The following is a 22,726-nucleotide window of genomic DNA, read 5'->3' as shown; positions in this document are numbered from 1 at the left end:
CTTTTTCATGCGGTGCGCAATGTCCCGGCCCTGGCCTCAGCCGTTCCCGCCTTGTCCTCTGACGCCTCTATCCGCGCCACAAGTCTGTCGATACCGGACACGATTTCATCTGCATGTGTATGCTGGGGCATATGACCGGCCGCGCCCAGCATCAGCAGTTCCGCATCCGGCAGGTCCTGCAAAAGGCCTTCACAATGGATCGATGGCCAGACCACCGTATCTTTCGTACCCGTGATGATCAGCGACGGCTGCCCCAGCGTTCCATACTGCCGGGACTGTTGCCGAACAGCTTCCTTCAGGCTGCAGATGTCCGCCGCGTTCGAGCGGAAGCTTTCGGGACGGAAAAGCAGCGGCAGACGGACAGACGCCGCATAGCCGGCAAGTGGCGGATCCGGATGGAAAACATGCTTCAGCATTTGTGGCACCAGCCGCTCGCCGACAGGGATCGTCAGCGTCCGGGCAAACAGCCAGCCGATGACAGGCATCGCGGCAACCTTGTAGTACCAGTTGACCCCGCCCGGCCACACATGGCTGACAGGAGCCAGAAAGACGAGCCCCTTCACCCGCTCCGGTGCGGCAAGGCCCACAGCAGCCGTCACGGCTCCCCCGAGCGAATGCCCCACCACCACTGATGTCTCGATGCCGAGTTTCGCGAGCAATCCGGTAATCAGCTCCGCCTGGCTTTCAGGCGTGTTCAGGCCTGTTCTGGAGCGCTGCGAGAACCCAAGCCCCGGACGATCGATGAAAAGAAGCGAATAGTGCCCCTTGAATGCGCCTTCAAAAGCCAACTTCATGTCGTAGGCGTTGCCACTGGCCCCATGCAGGAACACCAGCACAGGCCGCTCGCTGGCCGCCTGTGGCGCAGGAATGAAGTGATAGTGCATCTGCGCCCCGTTCACCTCGGCAAGACTGCCGTCAGGTGTGTAGGTGCGCGAAATCTGCCTTGCCCTGAAAAGCGAGTAGGCGACAAACAGACAGGCGGCGACAAGAAGAGCAATCAGGAACGGGATCATAGCCCGGACATAGCACCGCGCTCGCAGCAATCAAGCCCGGCGGCATAAAGACGACTGACCAAGCTTACTCAGGTGGGCTTGCCTTAGGCGGGCTTGCCTCAGGCGGGTTCGCCCTCGGCTTCCTTTTCCAGATCGTTCACGGCCTTGGTGGCATTTTCCAGGCTCGGATTGACTTCAAGAGCCCGCCGGAACGTCGCCAGCGCTTCGCTTTCGAACCCCAGACGCCGCTGGATGATGGCGAGCCCCGACAAGGCCCCCCAATGACGGGGCTCCAACGCCAGTGTGCGCTCGATATCGACCAGGGACTTGCCGAAATCTTCCGTCATGTAGTGGACTGTCGCACGCCGGTTCCAGCCTTCCGCATAAGTCGGCTTCAGGATGACCACTGTGTCCAGGAGGTCCAGCGCCAACGCATGATCGTCAGCCTGGATCGCCTTGCCGGCCCGCGACATCAGCACATCCACCGTATCGCTGCCCGAATCCATCCAGAGCATCTGGATTTCCCGGCTGATACGCTCGGCTTCCTTCGGATTGTCCGATTTGGCCAGATTGGCAAAGAGTTCGTCCAGACGCGACTTCTCGTCTTCCGGATCACTCTCATCGACGACCACCTGCCCGCCGTCTTCCGGAAGATCTTCGGGAAGAGCATTGAAGTCTTCGGCAGAAGGTGGCTCTGCTTCCGGACCGAGATCTGGAACAGGCTGGGCGCTGGCTAGACTGGTGCCGGCGAGAAACAGGAGGGCAAACACAAAAATCCGCATCCGACGATTATGGATCGTTGGATGCGGCGGTCAATCCGGGAATTTGACACATCTTCGTGCGCTACGGTGGCAGAGACCTGGCCGCCTCTCCCAACAACAAGATAAAGCCTTGTTCAGGAAGAGATTTTCAGTTCTTCCGCCACGCAATGCGCGGCAACAAGATTAGCCCTGGCGTGCTTTGAAACGCGGGTTTTTCTTGTTGATGATGTAGACGCGGCCTTTACGGCGAACCATGCGGTTGTCGCGGTGGCGGGTCATGAGCGCTTTGAGCGAGTTTTTGATCTTCATGTCACTGTCCCCACAAGGGCCCTGCTTCTTTAAACCAAATGAGCGCCAAAGGCGCTCACGTTTGACTGGATTGGTCTAGAAGCTGCGGCAGGTCCTGCGCCTGTCTTCTGATCAATCCGCGCTTCTTGAAACTTCAATCAGCGCAATAATGGTGGGCGTGACAGGGATTGAACCTGTGACCCCTTCGATGTCAACGAAGTGCTCTCCCGCTGAGCTACACGCCCGAATTTCTCGGTAGTCCGACGCCCCAGCGCCGTGGTGGAGTGCGATATAACGGGGATCCGCAAACTGTGCAACCCCCCTTTTTCACCGAACTGTCAAAATTTCCCCAGCCCGGTTCGCAACCCCTGTTTTCCGCCGCGTCAACACCTTGTCAGGCGGCCAGCATGCGCTCCACTTCCTGGACAAGATCTTTAAGATGGAATGGCTTGGAAAGAACCTTGGCGTCCTTGGGAGCATCCGATTCCGGATTGAGGGCAACGGCGGCAAAACCGGTAATGAACATCACCTTCAGGTCCGGATCGAGTTCCGTAGCCCGGCGCGCCAGCTCGATCCCGTCCATCTCCGGCATCACGATATCGGTCAGAAGCAGAGAAAACGGTTCCTCGCGCAGGCGCTCGTAGGCGCTTCTGCCGTTATCGAACGAAACGACGTCATGACCGGCATTTTCCAGCGCCTTCGCCAGAAAGCGGCGCATGTCATTATCATCTTCGGCAAGCAGGATACGCGGCATCGTAATTGACCAGGTCCTTTGTTCGTGTGGGTTCGGTTCCCTTTCTGCCGGTTATAGCTCGAATTCCACAGAATGATAGGGTGAATTGGATCACGACCCCACGGTGTGGATAGGCTCTTGTTGAGAACGAACCATCACTTGCCTCGTGAGAACCTGTCGGCTTCTCACGTTGGGGAAAATTGTCGTGGCGTATGCATTCCCGGGCCATTGGTACGGCTGCGGCATTCGTGGCATCTGGCCATTCCTGCCATCGATCACCAGATGTTTCCCCACAGCCGCGGGGCTTTTGATCCCACCAAGGTGGACTGCGCCGCGATTCCTTGGCACCATGGGCCATGGCCTGCACCGGGCGGCAACCAGGACACACCATTGACGGACGACAAGCAGCCTTCTCCACAAGCCTCTTTCGAGGCGGACTTTAACGGCTTCCCAGCGTTTGAAGTTTTGTGTCCTGCGGACCAGAGGGTTCCGTTCGTTTTCAATTCGCCCCATTCCGGCAGGCAATATTCCAAAAGCTTTCTAGCGTCTTCCCGCCTGGACGAAACAGCCATCCGGCGGTCGGAGGATGCTTATGTCGACGATCTGTTTGCTCATGTCGTGCCGCTCGGCGCGCCGCTGCTGCGTGCGCATTTCCCCAGGGCCTACCTGGATGTGAACCGCGAGCCCTATGAGCTCGACCCGAAGATGTTCGACGGGCGTCTGCCGACCTATGCCAACAGCCGTTCGATCCGCGTAGCCGGTGGGCTTGGCACCGTGGCCCGCATCGTCAGCGAGAACCACGAGATCTACAGGCACAAGCTGCCGGTATCCGAAGCCCTCAGCCGGGTGGAGGAGATCTACAAGCCTTACCACACCACATTGCGCCGGCTTCTGGCCCAGACCCATGTCACATTCGGTTACGCGGTTCTGATCGATTGCCATTCCATGCCTTCAAGCGTGAAATGCCAGACCACCGACACGCGGCCGGATTTCATCCTGGGTGACCGCTATGGCACCAGCTGCAGCAGCGACCTGACGGAGTTCGCCTGCGCGGTGCTGAAAGAGATGGGCTACACCGTCTCGCGCAACAAGCCGTACGCGGGCGGCTTCATCACCGAACACTATGGCCGCCCCACAAGCGGCCTGCATGCCCTGCAGATCGAAATCAATCGCGGGCTCTATATGGACGAGGCAACCCACCAGCCGACCCCCGGCTTCGGCGACCTCTTCCACAACCTGCGCCAGTTTGCCCGCGAACTCACCTCCATGCCGGATGCAGCCTTGCCGGCGGACCCCATCGCAGCGGAATAAAACCCCGGACCCAAAAAAAAGGCCGCGCTCAAAAGAGGCGGCCCGAGTCTAGGGAGGAAACGCCCAAGGAGGGCGGTACGACACAACGTATCGCACCGCAATAAAATCGCATTGCACCGCACAAAGGTCAAGCCCAACAGCCCTTTCAAACTGATCAAAGTATGAGCAGTCATTCAGGTTTTGCAGATTCATTTTTTTGCAGAACCGGTTATACAAGCGGCAATTCACGTTGATTTGGGTTTTGAGCGGTTTCCGCAGCCAGGAGGTAATGATGACGGCAGGGCCTGTTTCCAGTTCCAATTTGTTTGCCCCGTTTCTGGACAGGCTGGCGGAAGCAGCCAGTGGTGCGATCATGCCGCATTTCCGCCAGGGCTTTGCAATCGACAACAAGTGGGAAGCCGGCTTCGACCCGGTCACCATCGCCGACAAGAACGGTGAAACGGCAATGCGCGCCCTGATCAACGAGACCTATCCGGACCACGGAATCCTTGGCGAAGAACATGGTCCGGAAAATCTCGACGCTGAACATGTGTGGGTGCTGGACCCGATTGACGGTACCCGTGCCTTCATCACCGGTCTGCCAACCTGGGGGACGCTGATCGGCCTGCGGACCAATGGCGTCCCGAGCCTTGGCATGATGGTTCAGCCCTATATCGGCGAACGGTTCGGTGGCGACGGCAAGACGGCCTGGTACGATGGACCTTTGGGTGCCAGGCAGCTCAAGACCCGGCCCTGTCAGAAGCTGGAAGATGCCACTATTTTCACCACCACACCGGCACTTTTCAAGAATGGCGAACGCCAGGCGTTCGACCAGATCGAAGCGGCCGTTCAGTTATCCCGCTATGGCACAGACTGCTATGCCTACTGCATGGTCGCAGCCGGCCACGGCGACGCGGTAATCGAATCCGGTCTGCAAGCCTATGATATCGTTGCACTTGTGCCGATTATTGAAGGCGCAGGTGGTGTTGTCACGACGTGGACCGGCGGCTCTCCGGCCGACGGCGGCCAGATCGTTGCGTCAGGCGACCCGCGTCTGCATGAAATCCTCCTGCGGGACCTCGCAAAGGCAGCCTGACCGGCCACACGGCCACATCAGGGCGCGGGATCAGCTTCCGGCCCGTTCCAGCGCCTGTTCGGCTTCAAGGCCGGGCACAAACGCATCGAACGCCGCCCAGAACTGGTCGCGGAAGGCATCGCGCTCCATCATCAGCTCATGTTCGGCGCCTGCGATTTCCACATAGGCTGCCGCCTTCGCCCGCGCCACGAAGTCCTCGATCATGGGTGTGGAGACGATCCGGTCGTTGCCCGCAGCCAACACCAGACAGGGTAATTTGATATTCGGCCCGGCCTCCCGCCGGCGCAGCGCCAGCATGGCGCGACCGGTCGCCCCCAACCAACCGAGAGTGGGAGACCCGACACCCAGCTCCGGCGCCTGTTCCAGCACCTTGTTGAACCGCTCGAACCGCGCCTTGTCCGTCGTTTGCCGGTTGTTTTCGTAGGCGACGGAAATTTCAGCGTTGCCCCCGGGCACAAACAACCTGCCAAGTCCGAACATCGACAACAGGCGGGCAACCGGAATGGCAACCTTTTCGATCAACCAGGACGTCTTTGGAGAGGTTGCCTTCAGGCCCGGGCGGCCAAACAGCCCCAGAGTGAGCTTGCGCAGGATCGACCGGAACCCGGACACAAGACCGGGAAACCATGTTCCCGTCGGCAGGCCCAGCAGCGGCGCTGTCAGCACTGCGCGGTCCAGCATCGTCCGCAGACGGTCCGTATCGGACAGGACAACGAGCGCTCCGGTAGAGTGGGCAAGCGCAAAGTGAGGCCCGGGGTAGGTCGCCAGTGAGACTTCCTTCAGGACGGTGCGCAAATCCAGCTTGTACTTGTTGAAGTTTGAAATGTGCCCGCGTCTGGGATTGCGGGTCAGGCGTTGCGACCCGCCCTGCCCGCGCCAGTCGAAGGCGATAACGGCAAAGCCCCGCTGACGCAGATCCTCGATCACTTCGAAGTATTTCTCGATGAACTCCGCCCGCCCCTGAAGCAGTGTTACCGTACCCTTGCGCCGGGCACCGGCGGCGGGCCAATGCGCATACCGGATCTTCTTGTCGTCCGGCGTCGTGACGAACCCGGATCGCGCCCCTTCAGGCACCGGATTGTCGGGATGGTCGATCAAGGTCATGCGCTGCGAATCACTCGGGTTCGTTGAGAGTTTGTTTTTCAAACAGATAATGGTTTTTCGTCAACAACTCGTCACGCCTGCAGATCCTGCCGGCACCGTCCGGCTTTGTCTTGCATCGTCAAGTGATACTCGTGCCAGGCGCCTCTCACAACAAGCTTCAGGCCGGCTCCCTGGGAAGCCGGCCCTGAAAGTGTCAGACAGCTTGTAGCTGCTGCTTAGTACCAGCGGCGCTGCCAGTGACCACGGTTACCGATCGGATGGCTGCGGACAATGTTGGCATTGCGGGAATCGACCACCAGCCGAACCGGCATGCCGCGCCAGCCCTTTGCCCGTACAATGTACATCGGGCCACGGCGGTCGAGGATCTTGATATGGTCGAAACCGCGGTGACGCAGGCTGCGGCGGATCTGGCGCGGACCCATTTCGAAATGGCGGCCACCGTGACGGCCGTTCCAGTTGCCGCCACGCCCGTTACCACGGCGATGATCGACCTTGACCACCAGCTCGGCTTTCGCCGGTTCGATCTGGGTTTTTCCGACCAGCGGGGCAGCGGATGCAGTGGTGATGAAACCTGCGGACACCAGCAGAATGGCACCGGCGATCGGGGCGGACAATTTCGAAACATTGGCAAACATCTTCAAATCTCCAGTTTGTTCCGCCAGCGCCGTGCTGACGTTGGATTGAAGATGCACCGGGCCACTTGAACGCAACCGGAAGGCACTGTTCATGTGGCGTTCATGTTTCCACGACGCCCCATATTTCCTGCCTCTTGAAATGAAAATCCGAATAACCAAATCTCTTCATGCAAGCGCCAGACCGGGTTTGCACCGCAGCCTGTCCCGCCAATCCGGGGGACGAAGGACTGCTCAACATCAGTGAAGTATCAGTTGCTCAAGAGAGGACAGACACATGCGTCACTTGGACTTTTCTCCGCTTTACCGCTCCACCGTCGGTTTCGACCGGCTTTTCTCGATGCTCGATGCCGCCGGCAACGAAGCGCCGAGCTATCCGCCCTATAACATCGAGCGCACGGGCGAAAACGCCTACCGCATCACGATGGCCGTGGCAGGCTTCTCCGACGACGAACTGAGCGTCGAAGCCAAGGAGCACACACTCACCATCAAGGGTGAAAAAGCTGAAGAAGATGCCAGCCGGGAAATTCTCTACCGCGGCATTGCCTCGCGCACCTTTGAACGCCGCTTCCAGATTGCCGAACATGTTCGCGTGGAAGGGGCAAGCCTCGAAAACGGCTTGCTGCACGTTGATCTTGTCCGGGAAATCCCGGAAGCCATGAAGCCGCGCAAGATCGAAATCACCAGTGGTGAAACCAAGCAGATCGAAACCACGGCTCACTAACGCCTGGTTCAACTGCGGCAATCGCATCATCGGGGCGCCTGGGAAACCAGGCGCCTTTTTTGATGTTCCTGCGCGTCACGAGACATCTCGGCGCGCGAGAGGCGCCCCTCAGATCGTCCCGGACAGCACTTTCAGAAACGCATCGACGTCTTCATCCGTCGTTGCGAAACTGGTGACGAGACGTACACAGACTTCGTCCGACGCCGGGGCGTGGCCTTCGGCGAGGCCCTCTGCCGGCCATTCATAGAGCTTGGCACCGGCCGCCTGAAGCGCTTCCATCTGGCTGCGTTTCAGGATCGGGAACAGTTCATTGGCTTCCACCGCCCAGGCAGTACGCCCTCCGGCCTGCCGGATCCCTTCGGCAAGACGGGTCGCCATGCCGTTGGCGTGGCTTGCGGTCGTCAGCCAGGTGTCATCCTGGAAATAGCCTTCGAACTGGGCCGCCACGAAGCGGCTCTTGGAGAAAAGATGACCGCCGCGCTTGCGGAAATACTCAAAGGATTTTGCCGCGTCCAGATCAAAGAAAACCACGGCCTCCGCGCACCAGCAGCCGTTTTTGGTGGCTCCGAAGGAAAGCAGGTCCACCCCCGCTTTCCATGTCATGTCGGCTGCCGAACAACCGAGCGTCACAAGCGCATTGGCAAATCGTGCGCCGTCCATGTGAAGCGGCACCGAACGGGACCGGCAGGCCTCCTTGATCGCGCCTATTTCATCCAGCGTGTAGACGGTGCCGCATTCGGTTGCCTGGCTGATGGAAACGGATGCGACCTGACCATGGTGGACAACACCGTCAGGAACCTGTGCCATCTTTTCGCGAAGGGCATCGGCGGAGAACCGGCCGTTTGGTCCCTTCACGCTCAACAGCTTGTTGCCGCCGGTCATGAACTCGGGGCAATTGCATTCATCAACCTGAATATGCGCACCGGAATGGCAGAAGATCGCCCCGCCCGGCTTGGCACAGGAAGCCAGCGCCAAAGAATTCGCCGCTGAACCGGTCGCCACGAAGAAGACGGCAACCTCGCGTTCGAAGATCTCGTTGAACGTGGCGGAGACGGAGTCGGTCAACGGGTCGGTACCGTAGGCCGGCGAGAATCCGTCATTATGGCGGGCCAGCGCCGACATCACCGCCGGAGCCGCACCCGCCCAATTGTCACTGGCAAAATTCATGTGCCGGTTTAATCACTTGGCATCACAACCGGCAACCGATTTTTCAGTAGTACATCTCGCGCTTGCGATAGGACCGGCCGAGCAGCCAGTCCAGCGAGACGACACCCGGCCCCTTGAGCACCGGCACCAGCAACAGGAAGATCCAGAGCAACCGGTCATCGGCGATGATCGCATAGGGTTCACCGTCGAACAGCGCCCCGATTGTCTTTGCGTCAGCGCCATGACCATAGATGTCGACATAGGTCATGACGCAGATGAAGACGATCATGCCGAGGCTGGCGAAGCGGGTGAATAGACCGACAACCACCATCACCGGCAGGACAAATTCACCCCAGGTGCCCAGAAGCACCATGAGACCATACGGGAAGAACGCAATCTGGCTGGTGTCGTAGCTGACCTGCTCCATCATCTTGGGCAGCATCTGCGCATAGGCACCTGCGGTTGGCGTGAAGATGTTCATGATGTTGCCGCCGATTTTCGTCATCGCCGAGTTCAGGAAGAACTGCAGCAGGATCGCGGCAAAAATGAACCGGGCAGCAAGCCCGATGAACCAGCCATTTGTCAGCCGTTCCAGAGCTCCGAACACCATCGTGTAGAGCCTGACAAAAAAACCAATCAACACACCCATCTAATCCCCCATGATCAAGCGGCATCCATTTGCCGCATGCGTGTTAGTCATCCAGTTGCAGGGCGGAAAATGCACCAGCTGCAAGACAGTCCGAAAGGCAATCGGACAAGGAAAAACCGTCGTTATCCTCCTGAGCCCGGCTTGCCGCAGCTGCAAGCGTCTGCCCTTGCAGGAGATCCATCGTGAAAACAGCCCCGCCCGGACGCAGCAGATAGACATCCACCTCCATGTCCGGACGGGTAATCATGACCGATTGCGGCTCGTCAAGATCGACAGCTTCAGCCTCATCGGGTTCAAACCTGTTGGCTCGCGCAATCGCCCAGATCGGCCAGGCAGATGTTACGAAGTGCGCCGCCGGATGCGGTACGAAGCGAACGTCCCCGAGTCTTTGCGGATCGATGCTGCCCAGGATTGCCGGATCGAGAGGCGCGGCATCCGCAGCATGATAGGCCTGGAGCCAAGACCATTCCAGCCGGGCAACATCGCCGAGATAAGGATATGCCTTGAGCGGCGGAAACGCGTCCAGGAAATCGGCGAAACCGGCGCCGTACCATATCAACACGGGCGACACCGGCGGATGAGCTGTCACGAAGGCCTGGGCAAGCGCCTTGAAATACTCTTCCCCCAACAGCGCCTTCACCGCAGGAAAGCTTTCACCGAGCGCTTCGCACAGGCTGACGATGACGTTGTTGCGGTAGACATTGAATCGCTTCGGCGCTGTTTCTCCATCCGGACCGGTCAGTCCGTCGGGCGTTGCCATTTGCGGGTCGAGCAGCGCACGCCCAAACGAGGCGGCATTGACGTGCGGCAGGGCGAGCGGACCACGCATGTCAGACCGCTTGCTTTCTGCCAGCCTCTGCAGGCTGCGCCAGAATGCGGTCCGCGGCTTGTGCCTCGGCAAGCAGAACCGGCCAGGCAGGAACATTGTTGTCCCACTCGATCAGGGTCGGCAGCGGCCCCTGTAAACGAATGACATCTTCGTATAGCTGCCAGACCGCAAGATCCACCTCCCGGTCGTGCGCGTCGATCAGCAGTGGCCGTCCGGCGTCGTCCCGGTCAGGGGCATGACCGCCCAGATGTATTTCGCCGACAGCAGCCATCGGGAAGGCGGCAAGATAACCTGTAGCGGATCTCTCATGGTTTGTGCAGGACACATGCACGTTGTTGATGTCGAGCAACAGGCCGCAGCCGGTCCGGCGCGAAATCTCGCTCAGAAAATCCAGTTCGCTCATCGTGCTCTGTGCAAAGGCGACGTAAGTCGACGGATTTTCCAGAAGCATCTGCCGTCCGACGGTCTCCTGCACTTCATCTATGTGATCGCACACACGGTTCAGCGTGGCTTCGTCATAGGGTACCGGCAACAGATCGTTGAAATAAGTTGTGTCGTGCGTCGACCAGGCCAGATGCTCGGAAAACAGTCCCGGTTCATATCGCTTGTTCAGGTCTGACAAGCGCCGCAGGTGATCTTTGTCCAGTGGCTGTTCACCGCCGATCGAAAGACCGACACCATGTAGAGACAGGGGATACCGCTCGCGGATTGCCTCCAGTTGCCGGTGCGGCGGACCGCCGGCCCCCATGTAGTTTTCGGCATGAACTTCAAAAAAACCGATATCCGCGGACGTTTCCAGAATAGCCGCGACATGCTCCGGCTTCAGACCGGCTCCGGCACGCGCGGGAACAGCCGCCTCGCAGCGCTGTACCGGGTTTGATCGGGTATCGGAAACCATGGAGCCCTCCGGGTGGAATAAGTTTTGTCAGGCAGGCACACTGGCTGAGGACATCTTCAGACTGGACTGACTGAAGCACCATGGCTCATGACTTTGAAAGGGCTGGCGCCCTGCCCGCCTCGGCACCAAGTGCGGGATAAGCAGGTGCCTGCCTGACCAGATTGCCGCAGTTGCGGCCGTCTGAAGCCTATCAGGCTTCCGGCAGGTCGCGCGTAAGTTCGGTCAGAGAGCCGTGACGGCCACCAGGAACATCCATCGTCACGCAGGTGCCCTTCGGGACGAGGGTCCAGGCGTTGCCCTGATAGTCGACAGTCGACGTACCGGCGCAAGTCGTACCTGCACCCGCCTTGCAGTCGTTCTGACCTTTCAAGGACACACCATAGCATTTTTCCTTGGCCTGGGCGTGGGCCGGAACGGTTGACGACAGACCCGCAACCGCGGTTGCCACCGCACCGGCAACAATTGCTGCAGACATGGCCTTATGCTTCATCTCGATCTCCTCTCGTCGTTGAAAAATCACTGCGTACCGGCGTTTTTGCTGGGCCGCCAGTCACCCACCGTAGATGACCCTATTGAAGATAAATAGGAAATCAAACGCATGTGACTGTTTTGCGAGCATAACTGCACAAAGTTTAACAAACGCAAGATTCTTACATATTTATCGTCGGTTTTGACCTTTCCGGACGATTGGCACTTTTCGCGCGAAACAATTATAATGCGGCGACGCAGAAACACTCTTGCTCACGACGGCGAAATCTGTCATGTTCGCGCCGCTTGGAATAGGACAGGTATGCTGTCCCAATTATCGCCATGCCCAAAACGGCCCGGACAGGGCGCAGGACAAAAAGGCATCGGTGATAGCCAGGCTGACCACTGGGCGGATCCGGGGAGGATCCGCAAGGAAGCGAGACGGAACGTTTCGGCAGCGGAGGACCGCTGCGTCAATGCGGCGGTTTGCTTTGATAAACGGCCGTGGTTAATACAACAACAGAGCCGGGGCAGGAAAGCCAGGGTTCGCCGGACCGCATTCTTGATGGAATGCGACCCGAACGGAACCGGACGCTCCCAGCCACGGCGGCACTGGGGTCAACAGTGAGGGCGCACATGACGAAGATAGAGCTGACGACGAGCACAGCCATGCAAGCTGGGAGCGTGGACATGAAGACCACCGCAACCACTACACTTGCGGAACGACTGAGCACGGCCGCCGACAAAGGGCTCTATAATCCGTCGCGCGAACACGACGCCTGCGGTGTCGGCTTTGTCGCCCACATGAAAGGCGAGAAGTCCCACAAGATTATTGCCGACGGTCTGCAGGTTCTTGAAAACCTCACGCACCGCGGCGCGGTTGGTGCCGACCCGTTGATGGGCGACGGCGCAGGCATGCTGGTGCAGATCCCGCACGCGTTCTTTGCAGAAGAACTAGCGAACGCCGGCACACCGCTTCCCGATGCCGGTGAATATGGTGTCGGTTTCATCTTCATGCCGCAGGACGATGAGCTGCGCGCCAAGTGCGAAGCCATCATCGAGCGTGTCATTGAAGACGAAGGCAAGGAACTGATCGGCTGGCGTGACGTGCCCGTCGACAATTCATCGCTTTCCAAGGCGCCGGACATCGCTGCCACCGAACCGGTTTCCCGTCAGGTCTTCATCCGCAAGACCGGCGGTGAGGCAGATGCCTTCGAACGCCGCCTTTATGTACTGCGCAAGGTCATCTCGAACCGTGTGCGTGCCGAAACCGATGCGGTTTCGAAAGGCTTTTATATCGTTTCAATGTCCAGCCGGACCATCGTCTACAAAGGCATGTTCCTTGCCTATCAGCTTGGTGCCTATTACGCCGACCTGAAGGACGAGCGCTTTTCGTCGGCCCTGGCCCTTGTCCACCAGCGTTTTTCCACCAACACGTTCCCGTCCTGGGATCTGTCGCACCCCTACCGGATGGTTGCGCACAACGGTGAGATCAACACGCTGCGCGGCAACGTCAACTGGATGGCGGCGCGTCAGGCGTCCGTATCGTCGGCGCTGCTCGGCGACGACATCTCCAAGCTCTGGCCTATTTCCTATGAAGGCCAGTCGGACACCGCCTGCTTCGACAACGCCCTCGAGTTCCTGGTCATGGGTGGCTATTCGCTCGCCCATGCAGCCATGATGCTGATCCCGGAAGCCTGGGCCGGCAACCCGCTGATGGACGACAACCGTCGTGCCTTCTACGAATACCACGCTGCCCTGATGGAGCCGTGGGACGGCCCTGCAGCCGTTGCCTTCACCGATGGTCGCCAGATCGGCGCAACGCTGGACCGGAACGGCCTGCGTCCTGCCCGCTACATCGTTACTGACGACGACTTCGTCATCATGTCTTCCGAGGTTGGCGTCCTGCCGGTCGAAGAAGAGCGCATTGTCCAGAAATGGCGCCTGCAGCCGGGAAAGATGCTGCTGATCGACATGGACGAAGGCCGGATCGTTTCCGACGACGAAATCAAGCGGCAGCTTTCCACGGCCAACCCGTACAAGGACTGGCTGCACCGGTCCCAGATCGTACTGGAAGACCTTCCGGGCGTGCGCCAGCGCGCGCCGGTAGCCGGTGAAAGCCTTCTCGACCGCCAGCAGGCCTTCGGCTACACGGAAGAAGACATCAAGCTTCTGATGACCCCGATGGCAACCGTCGGCCAGGAAGCCATCGGCTCCATGGGCACGGACACGCCGATTTCAGCGCTCTCCGACAAGTCCAAGCTGCTTTACACCTATTTCAAGCAGAACTTCGCCCAGGTCACCAACCCGCCGATCGACCCGATCCGCGAGGAGCTGGTGATGAGCCTTGTCTCCTTCATCGGCCCGCGTCCGAACATCTTCGACCTTGAAGGCCTGTCGACCTCCAAGCGCCTGGAAGTGCGCCAGCCGATCCTCACCAATGAGGACCTTGAGAAGATCCGCGCCATCGGCGACATCGCCGACAACCAGTTCTCCGCCAAGACGCTGGACATCACCTACAATTCCGAAAAAGGCGCTGTCGGTATGGAAGGCGCTCTCGACGAATTGTGCGAGCGCGCCGAAAAAGCGGTTCTGGACGGATACAACATCATCATCCTGTCCGATCGCCTGATCAGCCGCTCACGCATCGCGATCCCGGCACTGCTGGCAACCGCTGCCGTGCACCATCACCTCATCCGCAAGGGTCTGAGAACCTCTGTTGGCCTGGTGGTGGAAACGGGTGAAGCGCGCGAAGTCCACCATTTCTGTGTTCTGGCCGGCTATGGCGCGGAAGCGATCAACCCTTATCTCGCGTTTGAAACGCTGCTTTCCATGCACATGGAAATGGACTTCCCGGAGGAAGTCGATCAGGACGAAGTCGTCTACCGCTACATCAAGTCCATCGACAAGGGCATCCTCAAGGTCATGTCCAAGATGGGCATCTCGACCTACCAGTCCTATTGCGGCGCGCAGATTTTCGACGCTGTCGGCCTCGGCTCGTCCTTCGTGAAGAAGTACTTCTTCGGCACGGCAACCATGATCGAAGGCATCGGCCTTGCCGAAGTCGCCGATGAAACCGTTCTGCGCCACGAACAGGCCTTCGGCGACGTCGCCATCCTGCGCCGCTCGCTGGAAGTTGGCGGTGAATACGCTTACCGGACCCGCGGTGAAAGCCACATGTGGACCCCGGACTCCGTCGCGCTGCTGCAGCATGCAGTGCGCGCGAAGCTCCCGGACACCTATCGCGCCTTCGCCAAGGAAGTGAACGAAAAGAGTGGACGCTACGCGATCCGCGGCCTGTTCCGGATCAAGTCCGCGGACGAAATCGGCCGCTCGCCGATCGCGCTAGACCAGGTGGAACCGGCAGAAGCCATCGTCAAGCGCTTCGTCACCGGCGCCATGTCCTTCGGCTCGATTTCGCGTGAAGCTCACACGACCCTGGCAATCGCCATGAACCAGATCGGCGGCAAGTCGAACACCGGTGAAGGCGGCGAGGAGCCGGAGCGCTTCAATCCGCTGCCGGACGGCTCGTCCAACCCGCAGCGCTCTGCCATCAAGCAGGTTGCTTCCGGCCGCTTTGGCGTGACCACGGAATATCTGGTCAACTCCGACATGATCCAGATTAAGGTCGCCCAGGGTGCAAAGCCCGGCGAAGGCGGCCAGTTGCCGGGTCACAAGGTGGATGCGGTGATCGCCAAGGTGCGTCACTCGACCCCGGGCGTCGGCCTGATTTCGCCCCCGCCGCACCATGACATCTACTCCATCGAAGATCTGGCGCAGCTGATCTACGACCTGAAAAACGTCAACCCGGAAGCCGATATCTCGGTCAAGCTGGTGTCGGAAGTGGGTGTCGGAACGGTTGCTGCCGGCGTTGCCAAGGCACGCGCCGACCACATCACGATTTCCGGATACGACGGCGGCACCGGTGCATCACCGCTGACCTCGATCAAACACGCCGGCTCTCCTTGGGAAATCGGCCTTGCCGAAACCCAGCAGACCTTGGTGCTGAACGGACTGCGCTCGCGCATCGCCCTTCAGGTCGACGGCGGCATCCGCACAGGCCGGGACGTCATTATCGGTGCGCTTCTTGGTGCCGACGAATTCGGTTTCTCGACCGCTCCGTTGATTGCTGCAGGCTGCCTGATGATGCGCAAGTGCCATCTCAACACCTGCCCGGTCGGCATCGCCACCCAGGACCCGGTCCTGCGCAAGCGCTTCAAGGGCACCCCGGAACACGTCATCAACTACTTCTTCTTCGTCGCCGAGGAAGTTCGTGAGCTGATGGCCAACCTCGGCTTCAAAACGATGGAAGACATGATCGGCCGGTCCGACTTCCTCGACAAGGAAGCCGCGATCGATCACTGGAAGGCCAAGGGTCTCGATTTCTCCCGTATTTTCTTCCAGCCGGAAGCAAAACCGGAAGAGACCCGCTGGACCACGCGTCAGGATCACCCGATCCACGACATCCTGGACCGTCGCCTGATTGCCGCTTCCAAGCCGGCCCTGGACAGCAAGGAGCCGACAATTGTCGACGAGACGATCTGTTCCGTCGATCGGTCGGTTGGTGCCATGCTCTCCGGTGAAATCGCCAAGCGGTACGGCAACAAGGGCCTGAAACACCCCGACACCCTGAAGATCAATCTGAAGGGCACGGCAGGCCAGGCGTTCGGCGCCTTCGTCGCCCGCGGCGTCACCATTGATCTTGTCGGCGATGCCAACGACTATGTCGGCAAGGGTCTTGCCGGTGGCAAGCTGATCGTCCGCCCGCCGGAGAACACCCGGATCGTGCCGGAAAACTCGATCATTGTCGGCAACACGGTGCTCTACGGCGCAACCGAAGGTGAATGCTACTTCCGCGGTGTTGCCGGGGAACGCTTTGCAGTTCGCAACTCCGGCGCTGTTGCCGTTGTCGAAGGCGTGGGTGACCACGGCTGCGAATACATGACCGGCGGCGTCGTCGTCGTCATCGGCCAGACCGGACGCAACTTCGCGGCCGGCATGTCCGGCGGCATTGCCTATGTGCTCGATGAAGACGGCACATTCGGCTCCCGCTGCAACCTGGCCATGGTCGAACTGGAACCGGTGACCGAAGAAGACGATCTTCTGGAGAAGCTGCACCACCATGGTGGCGATATCGAGCACAAGGGCCGCGTGGACCTTTCCTGCGACATGACCCGCCATGACGATGAGCGCCTGCGCCAGATGCTGACGAAACATCTGGAACTGACCGGCTCGACAAAGGCCGAGGCAATCCTCGACAACTGGACCCAGTACCGGCCCAAGTTCGTCAAGGTGATGCCGGTCGAATACCGCCGGGCCCTGCGCGAAATGGAAGAGCAGCGCCTCGGCATGGTCGCCGCCGAATAATCCGGCCAAACGCACGAACTGGCTCTCGGCCGCATGACGCGGCCGATTGCAGCCACCCTGGACAGACGCATGAAATTTTGAGGAGGTCGCCTTGGGCAAGGTAACCGGTTTTATGGAAATCGATCGGCAGGAACAGAAGTATCAGCCTGCCTCTGACCGTATTCGCCATTTCCGCGAGTTCACCATTCCGCTGAACGACCAGGACGTCACCAATCAGGCGGCCCGCTGCATGGATTGCGGCATTCCGTTCTGCCATGGCCCGACCGGTTGTCCGGTCAACAACCAGATCCCGGACTGGAACGATCTGGTCTACCAGGGCGACTGGGACTACGCGCTCAAGAACCTGCATTCCACCAACAACTTCCCCGAGTTCACCGGGCGCATCTGCCCGGCTCCTTGCGAGGAAGCCTGCACGCTGAACCTGGAAGACATTCCGGTCAACATCAAGAGCGTGGAACAGGCGATTGCCGACAAGGGTTGGGAAGAAGGCTGGATCGTACCGGAGCTGTCCGCGACCAAGACCGGCAAGGCAGTGGCGATCATCGGCTCCGGCCCCGCAGGCATGGCGGCCGCCCAGCAGCTCGCCCGCGCTGGTCACACCGTGCATGTCTATGAGCGTGAGCCGAAGGCCGGTGGCCTGCTGCGCTACGGCATTCCCGACTTCAAGATGGAAAAGCACTACATCGACCGCCGCGTGAAGCAGATGGAAGCTGAAGGCGTGACGTTCCATTACGGCGTCAATGTCGGTGTAACCGTTGCCCTGGAAGAACTGGCCGAGCGTCACGACGCGGTTATCCTGTGCGCAGGTGCCGAACGTCCGCGTGATCCGGGTGTCTCCGGCATGGAACTGGAAGGCTGCCATTGGGCGATGCCGTACCTGGTCCAGCAGAACCGCCGGGTCGGCGGTGAGCCGGAAGGCGACGAGGCCCCGATTTGGGCCGGTGGCAAGCATGTCGTCGTCATCGGCGGCGGCGACACCGCGTCCGACTGCGTCGGCACCGCATTCCGCCAGGGAGCCCTGTCGGTGACGCAGCTCGACATTCGCCCGATCCCGCCGCTGAAGGAAGACAAGTTGGCGATCTGGCCATATTGGCCGACCAAGTTCCGCACCTCGTCGTCGCAGGCTGAAGGCGCTGAGCGTGAGTTCTCCGCCGCAACGCTTGCCCTTGTCGGCGAAGACGGCAAGGTTACCGGCGTCAAATGCGCCCGCGTGGATGAAAAACGCCGCCCGATCGAAGGTACCGAATTCATCCTGCGCGCAGACCTCGTTCTGGCGGCTATCGGCTTTTCCGGCCCGCTGCTGGAAACCTACATCGCCGAAGCCGGCGACAAGCTGGAACTGGATGGCCGCACCAACGTCAAGGCCAACACCGACGATTACAAGACCAGCCTGGACAAGGTCTATGCTGCCGGCGACGTGCGCAAGGGTCAGTCCCTGGTTGTCTGGGCGATCCGCGAAGGCCGTCAGGCAGCGCGCGCTGTTGACGAGTTCCTGACCGGCTCGACCGACCTGCCGCGCTGAACTCTACATCCGGAAATGAAAAAACCCCGCCGGCAAACGCCTGCGGGGTTTTGTGTTTTTCGGACCTATTTCAAAGGGTCATTGCGAACCCGGACGCACAGTTACTGAAACGCGGCCTTGCGCATCCTGGCTGGCTGCTGAACTCAAGCTCTCACGCAAATCGGCGCTTGTAGGGGCAAACACTTCCTCAACAGCGGCAGCCGGCGCAGACACTGCAACGGCAGGCATCCGTGGATCGTCCACCCGTCCCTGCATGGGTGGCAAGGGCTCGCCTTTGACAAAGAAACGATAGGTCCTGCTGGCCGAATTGATCTCTTCTTCATCCTCACCACCCAGAAGCAGTGCTTCGGGCGACGTCGTACGTCCGGTCAGGACGATGAAGTTCGGATCATCCTCCACGCCTTCGAAAGCCAGCCCGCCATAGCCTCCGAGCAGGCGGGACAGTTCGCGTTCCACGAAGAATGCGACTTTCCGATAGCCTGCCCATGTGAAATCGATCTTGTCGTTCGTCCGCAGACGCGTGTTCTTGCCGTCGACATCGGGTCCGTAAGAGGAAAAGCTGCCGTCTTCAGCCAGGAAGATATCCCATATGTCGACATAGCGGACCCGCCTGTCCTCCGACGCGCCCTGGAAGATCGAGTTGAGCTGCGTGAAATCCGCGTTCACCAGTTCGTCGCCCGTGGGCGGCAGGCCGGCCCACACAAGCGGTTTCTTTTCCTGTCGCACCACACGCACAAGCCCGTCGACCTTCCTGCGGTAGCTCTCCAGCCACTCTGCAGTCATGAATTCAACAGGCGGTTCACCGGAAAAGGATTTACCCAGGTCCTGCCGGCCGATCATCACCACAACGGCCTGAACGTCCGCCCCCCGGATCCTGGAAACCACCTGCGTCGCCCAGTCCGGCGAACCTTCCCCGACAAAGCCTTCCTTGTCCTCGGTAATGGCTTCGACACGGATCTGTGGTTTTTGCGCAAGTGTGTATTTCAACCCGTCGGCGACACCGCGTGCCATGCGGTCCCCAACGACCAGGATCAGGCCGGCATTGGGGTCCTTTTCGAGAACGTCGAATTTGGGCGGTGCACCCGCGGGCCGGGAAACCCGCGGCTTCTGCTGTGTCTTTTGCGGCTGCTTTCTGCGCTTCTCGCCCCCACCGCCAAACAGCCGCTGCAATGGAGCAAACGGGTTGAACCCCCGGAAGGGCCCGTTCTGCGCAACCACGATTTCACCGCGCTGCGCGTCCTGTGCAGAAGAGAGTCCGGCAGAGCAGGCAACAAGCGCAAGGCCAAGGCATACGACAACCCGAAGCGAGGCGGCGCGTGTCCCCTTCCCTTCCCGTTGCCGTGTCTGAACTCTCACGCTGTGCTCCTGCTGCAGCTGCACTGCGCCCAGTTTAGCCGTCCAGCTTCAGGCGTGCCAGCAAAACAATGGATGCATAACCGTCGGGAACCATGCCACGTGAGCGCTGGTAGGCTCGGATACCCTTTCGGGTAGCAGGTCCAATCCTGCCGTCCGCCGTACCGACAGAAAATCCACGCTGGTTCAAAAGCGCCTGCAATTCCGCGGTTTCAGAGCGATTGAGCGGAAGGTGCTCGCGCGACCAGTCGCCCTCGATCGGTCCGCCGCCAATGATCCGGTCGGCAAGATGGCCGACGGCAAGCGCATAGGCAGTCGCGTTGTTGTATCGCTTGATCACGTAAAAGTTCTTCAGCATCAGAAACGCCGGTCCGCTTGCTCCGGCAGGCAGAACCAGGATGGCGTTGTCGGACGGCCGCGGAAAATCCTTGCCGTTTGACCGGCGAATTCCGTATCGCCCCCATTCGCCTAGCGTCAGCGTCTTTTCGCCATCGGCCATGTGATAGTCGAACCCGCTGGGCAAGGCTACCTCGTATCCCCAGGTCTTGCCTGTCTGCCAGCCGTGCTTTTGCAGGTAGGCAGCGGTTGAGGCGAGTGCATCGGGTATGGACGTCCAGATATCCCGGCGGCCGTCACCGTCATAGTCGGCGGCATAGGCCTTCCAGCTGGAGGGCATGAACTGGGTGTGCCCCATGGCGCCGGCCCAGGAACCTTCCATGTCCTGGAAACGCACATGACCTGCCTGGACGATCGCCAGCGCGGTAACAAGTTCCTTTTCCCAGAAGCTCTTCCGGCGCGGCGCCGCATAGGCCAGCGTCGCCAGTGCCTGGATCACGTTATGACGCCCCATGAAGCCGCCATAGTTGGTTTCCATGCCCCAGATCGCCAGGACAGCTTCACGATCGACGCCGTAGCGGTTTTCGATGACCGCAAGAACCTGGCTGTACTCCTTCAGCATCTCGCGGCCTTTTTCGACCCGCGTGTCTGAAACGGCACTATCGAGATAATCCCAGATCGGTTTCACGAACTCGGATTGCTTGCTCATCAGGCGCAAGGTGTCATCGTCCGGCTGCATGCCGGTGAAGACCGCGTTGTAGGTCTGGGAAGAAATGCCGGCTGCCTTGGCCGTCGGCCAGAAGCCGGAAACGAACTGGCTGAACCCCTGATCGGCCTGTGCCGGCACCGAAACGGCCAGCAAAGCGCCCGTCGCCGCGGCAGTCAAAAGCAGCCGGCGCCCGAGGGTTCTCAGTCTTCCTGAAAAGGGCAATATGGTTTTCACGTTCGCAGTCAGCTGCGCAAGGTTCCGCATCAGGGCCTCCTCGATGCCCAGGTCCGTAAGTTTCTGCCCCCGCCCCATGAATGATGTTGATTTGGTTACCGTGACGTTAATGCCGCAATCTAAACCCGGCTTCAACAGCGTTTTCGGAATAGTCGTTCCCCTGCTGGGAACTGTCGAAACGACGATGGGTATAATCCGCCGTCACCGCAATGTTCTTCGTCACAGCGAAGGTCAGACCACCAAACCCTGTCAGGGTACGCTCTTCGATCGAAACACCTTCATAGGTCCGGTAACTGTAACCGACACCGGTCTCGCCCACCAGACGATCACTGAAGGCATGAGCAAGGCGCAGGTCGCCGGAGTAGATGATCGAACCGCTGGCACCGTCGATATCGGTTGCCTCGAAGGAGGTGCCAAGACCAGCGGTAACCGTCGTCAGGCGGCTTGGCGACCAGACCAGGGAGGCGTCGGCAATCAGGCCTGACAGGTTTTCAAGCCTCTCATCCTCAATGTCCTCGATCCGCCACCCCGCACCGAGTTCCCCGGTCAGTTTGGGGCCTGATGCGATGGTGACACCACCCATGACCTGATAGCCATTGGCATTTCGTTTTTCGCACAAGGCATCGCTACAGGTATCGTCATAGCGCCGCAGAAGCAGCGCCCCCTCGACGAACGGGGAAAACACGCTGCCGGTATTGCCGTCCAGCCGCAGGCTGGCGGAGTAGAGCGTGTTGTTGCGTCCGGATTCCGAGCCGCTTTCCGACGTATAGAAATTCCGGTCGACGCCAAGCGAAGCTGTTGCGGCAACGATGCCGACTGCGCGCGTACCACTGAGGCTTCCCGAAAGTTCGTGATCGTAGTCGGTCCCGGAAGCCGATTCTGCGCTGCCGTCGTCCTCCTGGCTGAGCGTGTAGGATATACTGGTCGTGACCTGTGTCGCTTCGCTGATATCGAGCCGCAGGTTTGCCGCCGCAAAGACATTCGCCTCGTTGTCGTCGGTATCACCGGGATATCCGGTGAAGGAACCTCGCAGCGACGTGTCCAGCTGATGGCGTGACCAGTTCGAGGTCAGCGAAACATCGGGAGAAATCCGGTAGAACTTGCCAGAGGTTCCGTCTGCCGCCTGTGACCGGTTATCGGTCCAACCTGTCGAGACGGTCAGTTGGGGCGTCAGCGTGAAGGACCCGAGCCGGATCCCCTGTGCCGCATCGAAGGTCGTATCTCCGCCAAAAACGCTGTCGTCGATACCGCTGTCCGATAGAGGAACCGCCCTGTCGACAGCTGCAATCCTGTCGGCAAATGGCCTGACAGGAGTGGCTCTGCCATTGGTTCCAAGGCCGCTCGATCCGGTTTCCGCTGTTGCCGAATTCAGTGTCGAACGAAGGGAAAAGACATTTGCCTGCGTAGGATTGCGGTCTGCCGCCTGGGCTGCCTGATCGGAAGGGTCTGCTGATTCTTGCGCACCGCCTGGGTCGTCCGATCCACGCAAATCGTCAAGCGTCGTTTGTGCAGCCGCGGAAACGGCCTGCAAAACGGCAAGAAAAGTGATCAGAGGCAGAAAGCTGCGCATGAATTCCGGGACCAGTCGACGTGGA

At 59.9% G+C, this 22,726-nt stretch carries 19 protein-coding genes and 1 tRNA gene; 5 read left to right on the top strand and 15 right to left on the bottom strand.

Annotation, left to right across the window (positions count from 1 at the left end; translation table 11 throughout):
• Positions 1–5 precede the first annotated feature (5 nt).
• From J7447_RS26050 to cpdR, 5 genes are all read right to left on the bottom strand, one after another.
• Positions 6–1,013, bottom strand: coding sequence for an alpha/beta hydrolase (locus tag J7447_RS26050; protein WP_209171424.1), 1,008 nt, complete (start codon positions 1,011–1,013; stop codon positions 6–8).
• 98 nt (positions 1,014–1,111) lie between these two features.
• Complete coding sequence (locus tag J7447_RS26045; protein WP_209171423.1) at positions 1,112–1,774, bottom strand: tetratricopeptide repeat protein; 663 nt, start codon at positions 1,772–1,774, stop codon at positions 1,112–1,114.
• A 162-nt stretch (positions 1,775–1,936) separates the two neighbouring features.
• Positions 1,937–2,062 (bottom strand): type B 50S ribosomal protein L36, encoded by a 126-nt coding sequence (ykgO, locus tag J7447_RS26040; RefSeq protein WP_006932207.1) that lies wholly within the window; start codon positions 2,060–2,062, stop codon positions 1,937–1,939.
• 149 nt (positions 2,063–2,211) lie between these two features.
• Positions 2,212–2,286: transfer RNA gene (locus J7447_RS26035), tRNA-Val, on the bottom strand.
• Between the two features lie 149 nt (positions 2,287–2,435).
• The gene (gene cpdR, locus J7447_RS26030; RefSeq protein WP_006932209.1) at positions 2,436–2,795 is read right to left on the bottom strand and encodes a cell cycle two-component system response regulator CpdR; all 360 of its coding nucleotides are present in this window, start codon (positions 2,793–2,795) and stop codon (positions 2,436–2,438) included.
• Between the two features lie 444 nt (positions 2,796–3,239).
• On the opposite strand from cpdR, the gene J7447_RS26025 reads away from it, so the two are divergent.
• Both J7447_RS26025 and hisN read left to right on the top strand, forming a co-directional pair.
• A complete protein-coding gene (locus tag J7447_RS26025; RefSeq protein WP_286189641.1) occupies positions 3,240–4,085 on the top strand; it encodes an N-formylglutamate amidohydrolase in 846 nt (281 codons plus the stop codon).
• Between the two features lie 268 nt (positions 4,086–4,353).
• A complete protein-coding gene (gene hisN / locus J7447_RS26020; protein ID WP_286189607.1) occupies positions 4,354–5,160 on the top strand; it encodes a histidinol-phosphatase in 807 nt (268 codons plus the stop codon).
• Between the two features lie 30 nt (positions 5,161–5,190).
• On the opposite strand, the gene J7447_RS26015 is transcribed toward hisN, so the two are convergent.
• Positions 5,191–6,264 carry an alpha/beta hydrolase gene (locus J7447_RS26015; protein WP_209171420.1) on the bottom strand — a complete coding sequence of 358 codons (1,074 nt, stop codon included), beginning with the start codon at positions 6,262–6,264 and terminating at the stop codon, positions 5,191–5,193.
• Positions 6,265–6,479: 215 nt separating this feature from the next.
• A complete protein-coding gene (locus tag J7447_RS26010) occupies positions 6,480–6,899 on the bottom strand; it encodes a hypothetical protein (protein WP_145915714.1) in 420 nt (139 codons plus the stop codon).
• 274 nt (positions 6,900–7,173) lie between these two features.
• Between J7447_RS26010 and J7447_RS26005 the strand changes: the two genes are divergently transcribed.
• Positions 7,174–7,620 carry an Hsp20 family protein gene (locus J7447_RS26005; protein ID WP_023003544.1) on the top strand — a complete coding sequence of 149 codons (447 nt, stop codon included), beginning with the start codon at positions 7,174–7,176 and terminating at the stop codon, positions 7,618–7,620.
• Positions 7,621–7,728: 108 nt separating this feature from the next.
• Here J7447_RS26005 and J7447_RS26000 read toward each other — a convergent pair whose 3' ends face one another.
• The 5 genes from J7447_RS26000 to J7447_RS25980 all read right to left on the bottom strand — a co-directional run bounded on the left by J7447_RS26000 (position 7,729) and on the right by J7447_RS25980 (position 11,632).
• Positions 7,729–8,787: a low specificity L-threonine aldolase gene (locus J7447_RS26000; RefSeq protein WP_209171419.1), complete on the bottom strand. Its 1,059-nt coding sequence runs from the start codon at positions 8,785–8,787 to the stop codon at positions 7,729–7,731.
• A 43-nt stretch (positions 8,788–8,830) separates the two neighbouring features.
• Positions 8,831–9,415, bottom strand: a complete 585-nt coding sequence (locus tag J7447_RS25995) for a DoxX family protein (RefSeq protein ID WP_023003550.1) — start codon at positions 9,413–9,415, stop codon at positions 8,831–8,833.
• 43 nt (positions 9,416–9,458) lie between these two features.
• The gene (locus tag J7447_RS25990; protein WP_209171418.1) at positions 9,459–10,244 is read right to left on the bottom strand and encodes a DNA-binding domain-containing protein; all 786 of its coding nucleotides are present in this window, start codon (positions 10,242–10,244) and stop codon (positions 9,459–9,461) included.
• Position 10,245: 1 nt separating this feature from the next.
• Complete coding sequence (locus J7447_RS25985; protein WP_209171417.1) at positions 10,246–11,142, bottom strand: DUF692 domain-containing protein; 897 nt, start codon at positions 11,140–11,142, stop codon at positions 10,246–10,248.
• Between the two features lie 190 nt (positions 11,143–11,332).
• Entirely contained in the window at positions 11,333–11,632 is a 300-nt protein-coding gene (locus J7447_RS25980) for a DUF2282 domain-containing protein (RefSeq protein ID WP_023003557.1), read from the bottom strand.
• A gap of 668 nt (positions 11,633–12,300) precedes the next feature.
• Here J7447_RS25980 and gltB point away from each other — a divergent pair.
• On the top strand, positions 12,301–16,977 hold the full coding sequence (gene gltB / locus J7447_RS25975) for a glutamate synthase large subunit (protein WP_286189605.1): 4,677 nt from the start codon (positions 12,301–12,303) through the stop codon (positions 16,975–16,977).
• A 91-nt stretch (positions 16,978–17,068) separates the two neighbouring features.
• Positions 17,069–18,499, top strand: coding sequence for a glutamate synthase subunit beta (locus J7447_RS25970; RefSeq protein ID WP_031270545.1), 1,431 nt, complete (start codon positions 17,069–17,071; stop codon positions 18,497–18,499).
• 78 nt (positions 18,500–18,577) lie between these two features.
• On the opposite strand, the gene J7447_RS25965 is transcribed toward J7447_RS25970, so the two are convergent.
• The 3 genes from J7447_RS25965 to J7447_RS25955 all read right to left on the bottom strand — a co-directional run bounded on the left by J7447_RS25965 (position 18,578) and on the right by J7447_RS25955 (position 22,701).
• Entirely contained in the window at positions 18,578–19,855 is a 1,278-nt protein-coding gene (locus J7447_RS25965) for a GDSL-type esterase/lipase family protein (RefSeq protein ID WP_209171415.1), read from the bottom strand.
• Positions 19,856–19,889: 34 nt separating this feature from the next.
• On the bottom strand, positions 19,890–21,161 hold the full coding sequence (locus J7447_RS25960; protein WP_055661264.1) for a lytic murein transglycosylase: 1,272 nt from the start codon (positions 21,159–21,161) through the stop codon (positions 19,890–19,892).
• 76 nt (positions 21,162–21,237) lie between these two features.
• Positions 21,238–22,701: an outer membrane beta-barrel protein gene (locus J7447_RS25955; RefSeq protein WP_055661168.1), complete on the bottom strand. Its 1,464-nt coding sequence runs from the start codon at positions 22,699–22,701 to the stop codon at positions 21,238–21,240.
• Positions 22,702–22,726: the final 25 nt, after the last annotated feature.

This window comes from Labrenzia sp. R5_0 (genome assembly GCF_017743835.1).
Taxonomy (GTDB): Bacteria; Pseudomonadota; Alphaproteobacteria; order Rhizobiales; family Stappiaceae; genus Roseibium; species Roseibium algicola.
The sequence above is the reverse complement of the archived record's forward strand: the minus strand, read 5'-3'. Positions and strand labels throughout refer to the sequence as shown.

Excerpts from the sequence above, each read along its gene's own strand:
- J7447_RS25990 (WP_209171418.1), bottom strand. The coding sequence starts at position 10,244 with ATGCGTGGTCCGCTCGCCCTGCCGCACGTCAATGCCGCCTCGTTTGGG.
- J7447_RS25980 (WP_023003557.1), bottom strand. The coding sequence starts at position 11,632 with ATGAAGCATAAGGCCATGTCTGCAGCAATTGTTGCCGGTGCGGTGGCA.
- ykgO (WP_006932207.1), bottom strand. The coding sequence starts at position 2,062 with ATGAAGATCAAAAACTCGCTCAAAGCGCTCATGACCCGCCACCGCGAC.
- J7447_RS26000 (WP_209171419.1), bottom strand. The coding sequence starts at position 8,787 with ATGAATTTTGCCAGTGACAATTGGGCGGGTGCGGCTCCGGCGGTGATG.
- J7447_RS26015 (WP_209171420.1), bottom strand. The coding sequence starts at position 6,264 with ATGACCTTGATCGACCATCCCGACAATCCGGTGCCTGAAGGGGCGCGA.
- gltB (WP_286189605.1), top strand. The coding sequence starts at position 12,301 with ATGAAGACCACCGCAACCACTACACTTGCGGAACGACTGAGCACGGCC.
- cpdR (WP_006932209.1), bottom strand. The coding sequence starts at position 2,795 with ATGCCGCGTATCCTGCTTGCCGAAGATGATAATGACATGCGCCGCTTT.
- J7447_RS26045 (WP_209171423.1), bottom strand. The coding sequence starts at position 1,774 with ATGCGGATTTTTGTGTTTGCCCTCCTGTTTCTCGCCGGCACCAGTCTA.
- J7447_RS26050 (WP_209171424.1), bottom strand. The coding sequence starts at position 1,013 with ATGATCCCGTTCCTGATTGCTCTTCTTGTCGCCGCCTGTCTGTTTGTC.
- J7447_RS25955 (WP_055661168.1), bottom strand. The coding sequence starts at position 22,701 with ATGCGCAGCTTTCTGCCTCTGATCACTTTTCTTGCCGTTTTGCAGGCC.
- J7447_RS25960 (WP_055661264.1), bottom strand. The coding sequence starts at position 21,161 with ATGCGGAACCTTGCGCAGCTGACTGCGAACGTGAAAACCATATTGCCC.
- J7447_RS25995 (WP_023003550.1), bottom strand. The coding sequence starts at position 9,415 with ATGGGTGTGTTGATTGGTTTTTTTGTCAGGCTCTACACGATGGTGTTC.
- J7447_RS26010 (WP_145915714.1), bottom strand. The coding sequence starts at position 6,899 with ATGTTTGCCAATGTTTCGAAATTGTCCGCCCCGATCGCCGGTGCCATT.
- J7447_RS25985 (WP_209171417.1), bottom strand. The coding sequence starts at position 11,142 with ATGGTTTCCGATACCCGATCAAACCCGGTACAGCGCTGCGAGGCGGCT.
- hisN (WP_286189607.1), top strand. The coding sequence starts at position 4,354 with ATGATGACGGCAGGGCCTGTTTCCAGTTCCAATTTGTTTGCCCCGTTT.
- J7447_RS26005 (WP_023003544.1), top strand. The coding sequence starts at position 7,174 with ATGCGTCACTTGGACTTTTCTCCGCTTTACCGCTCCACCGTCGGTTTC.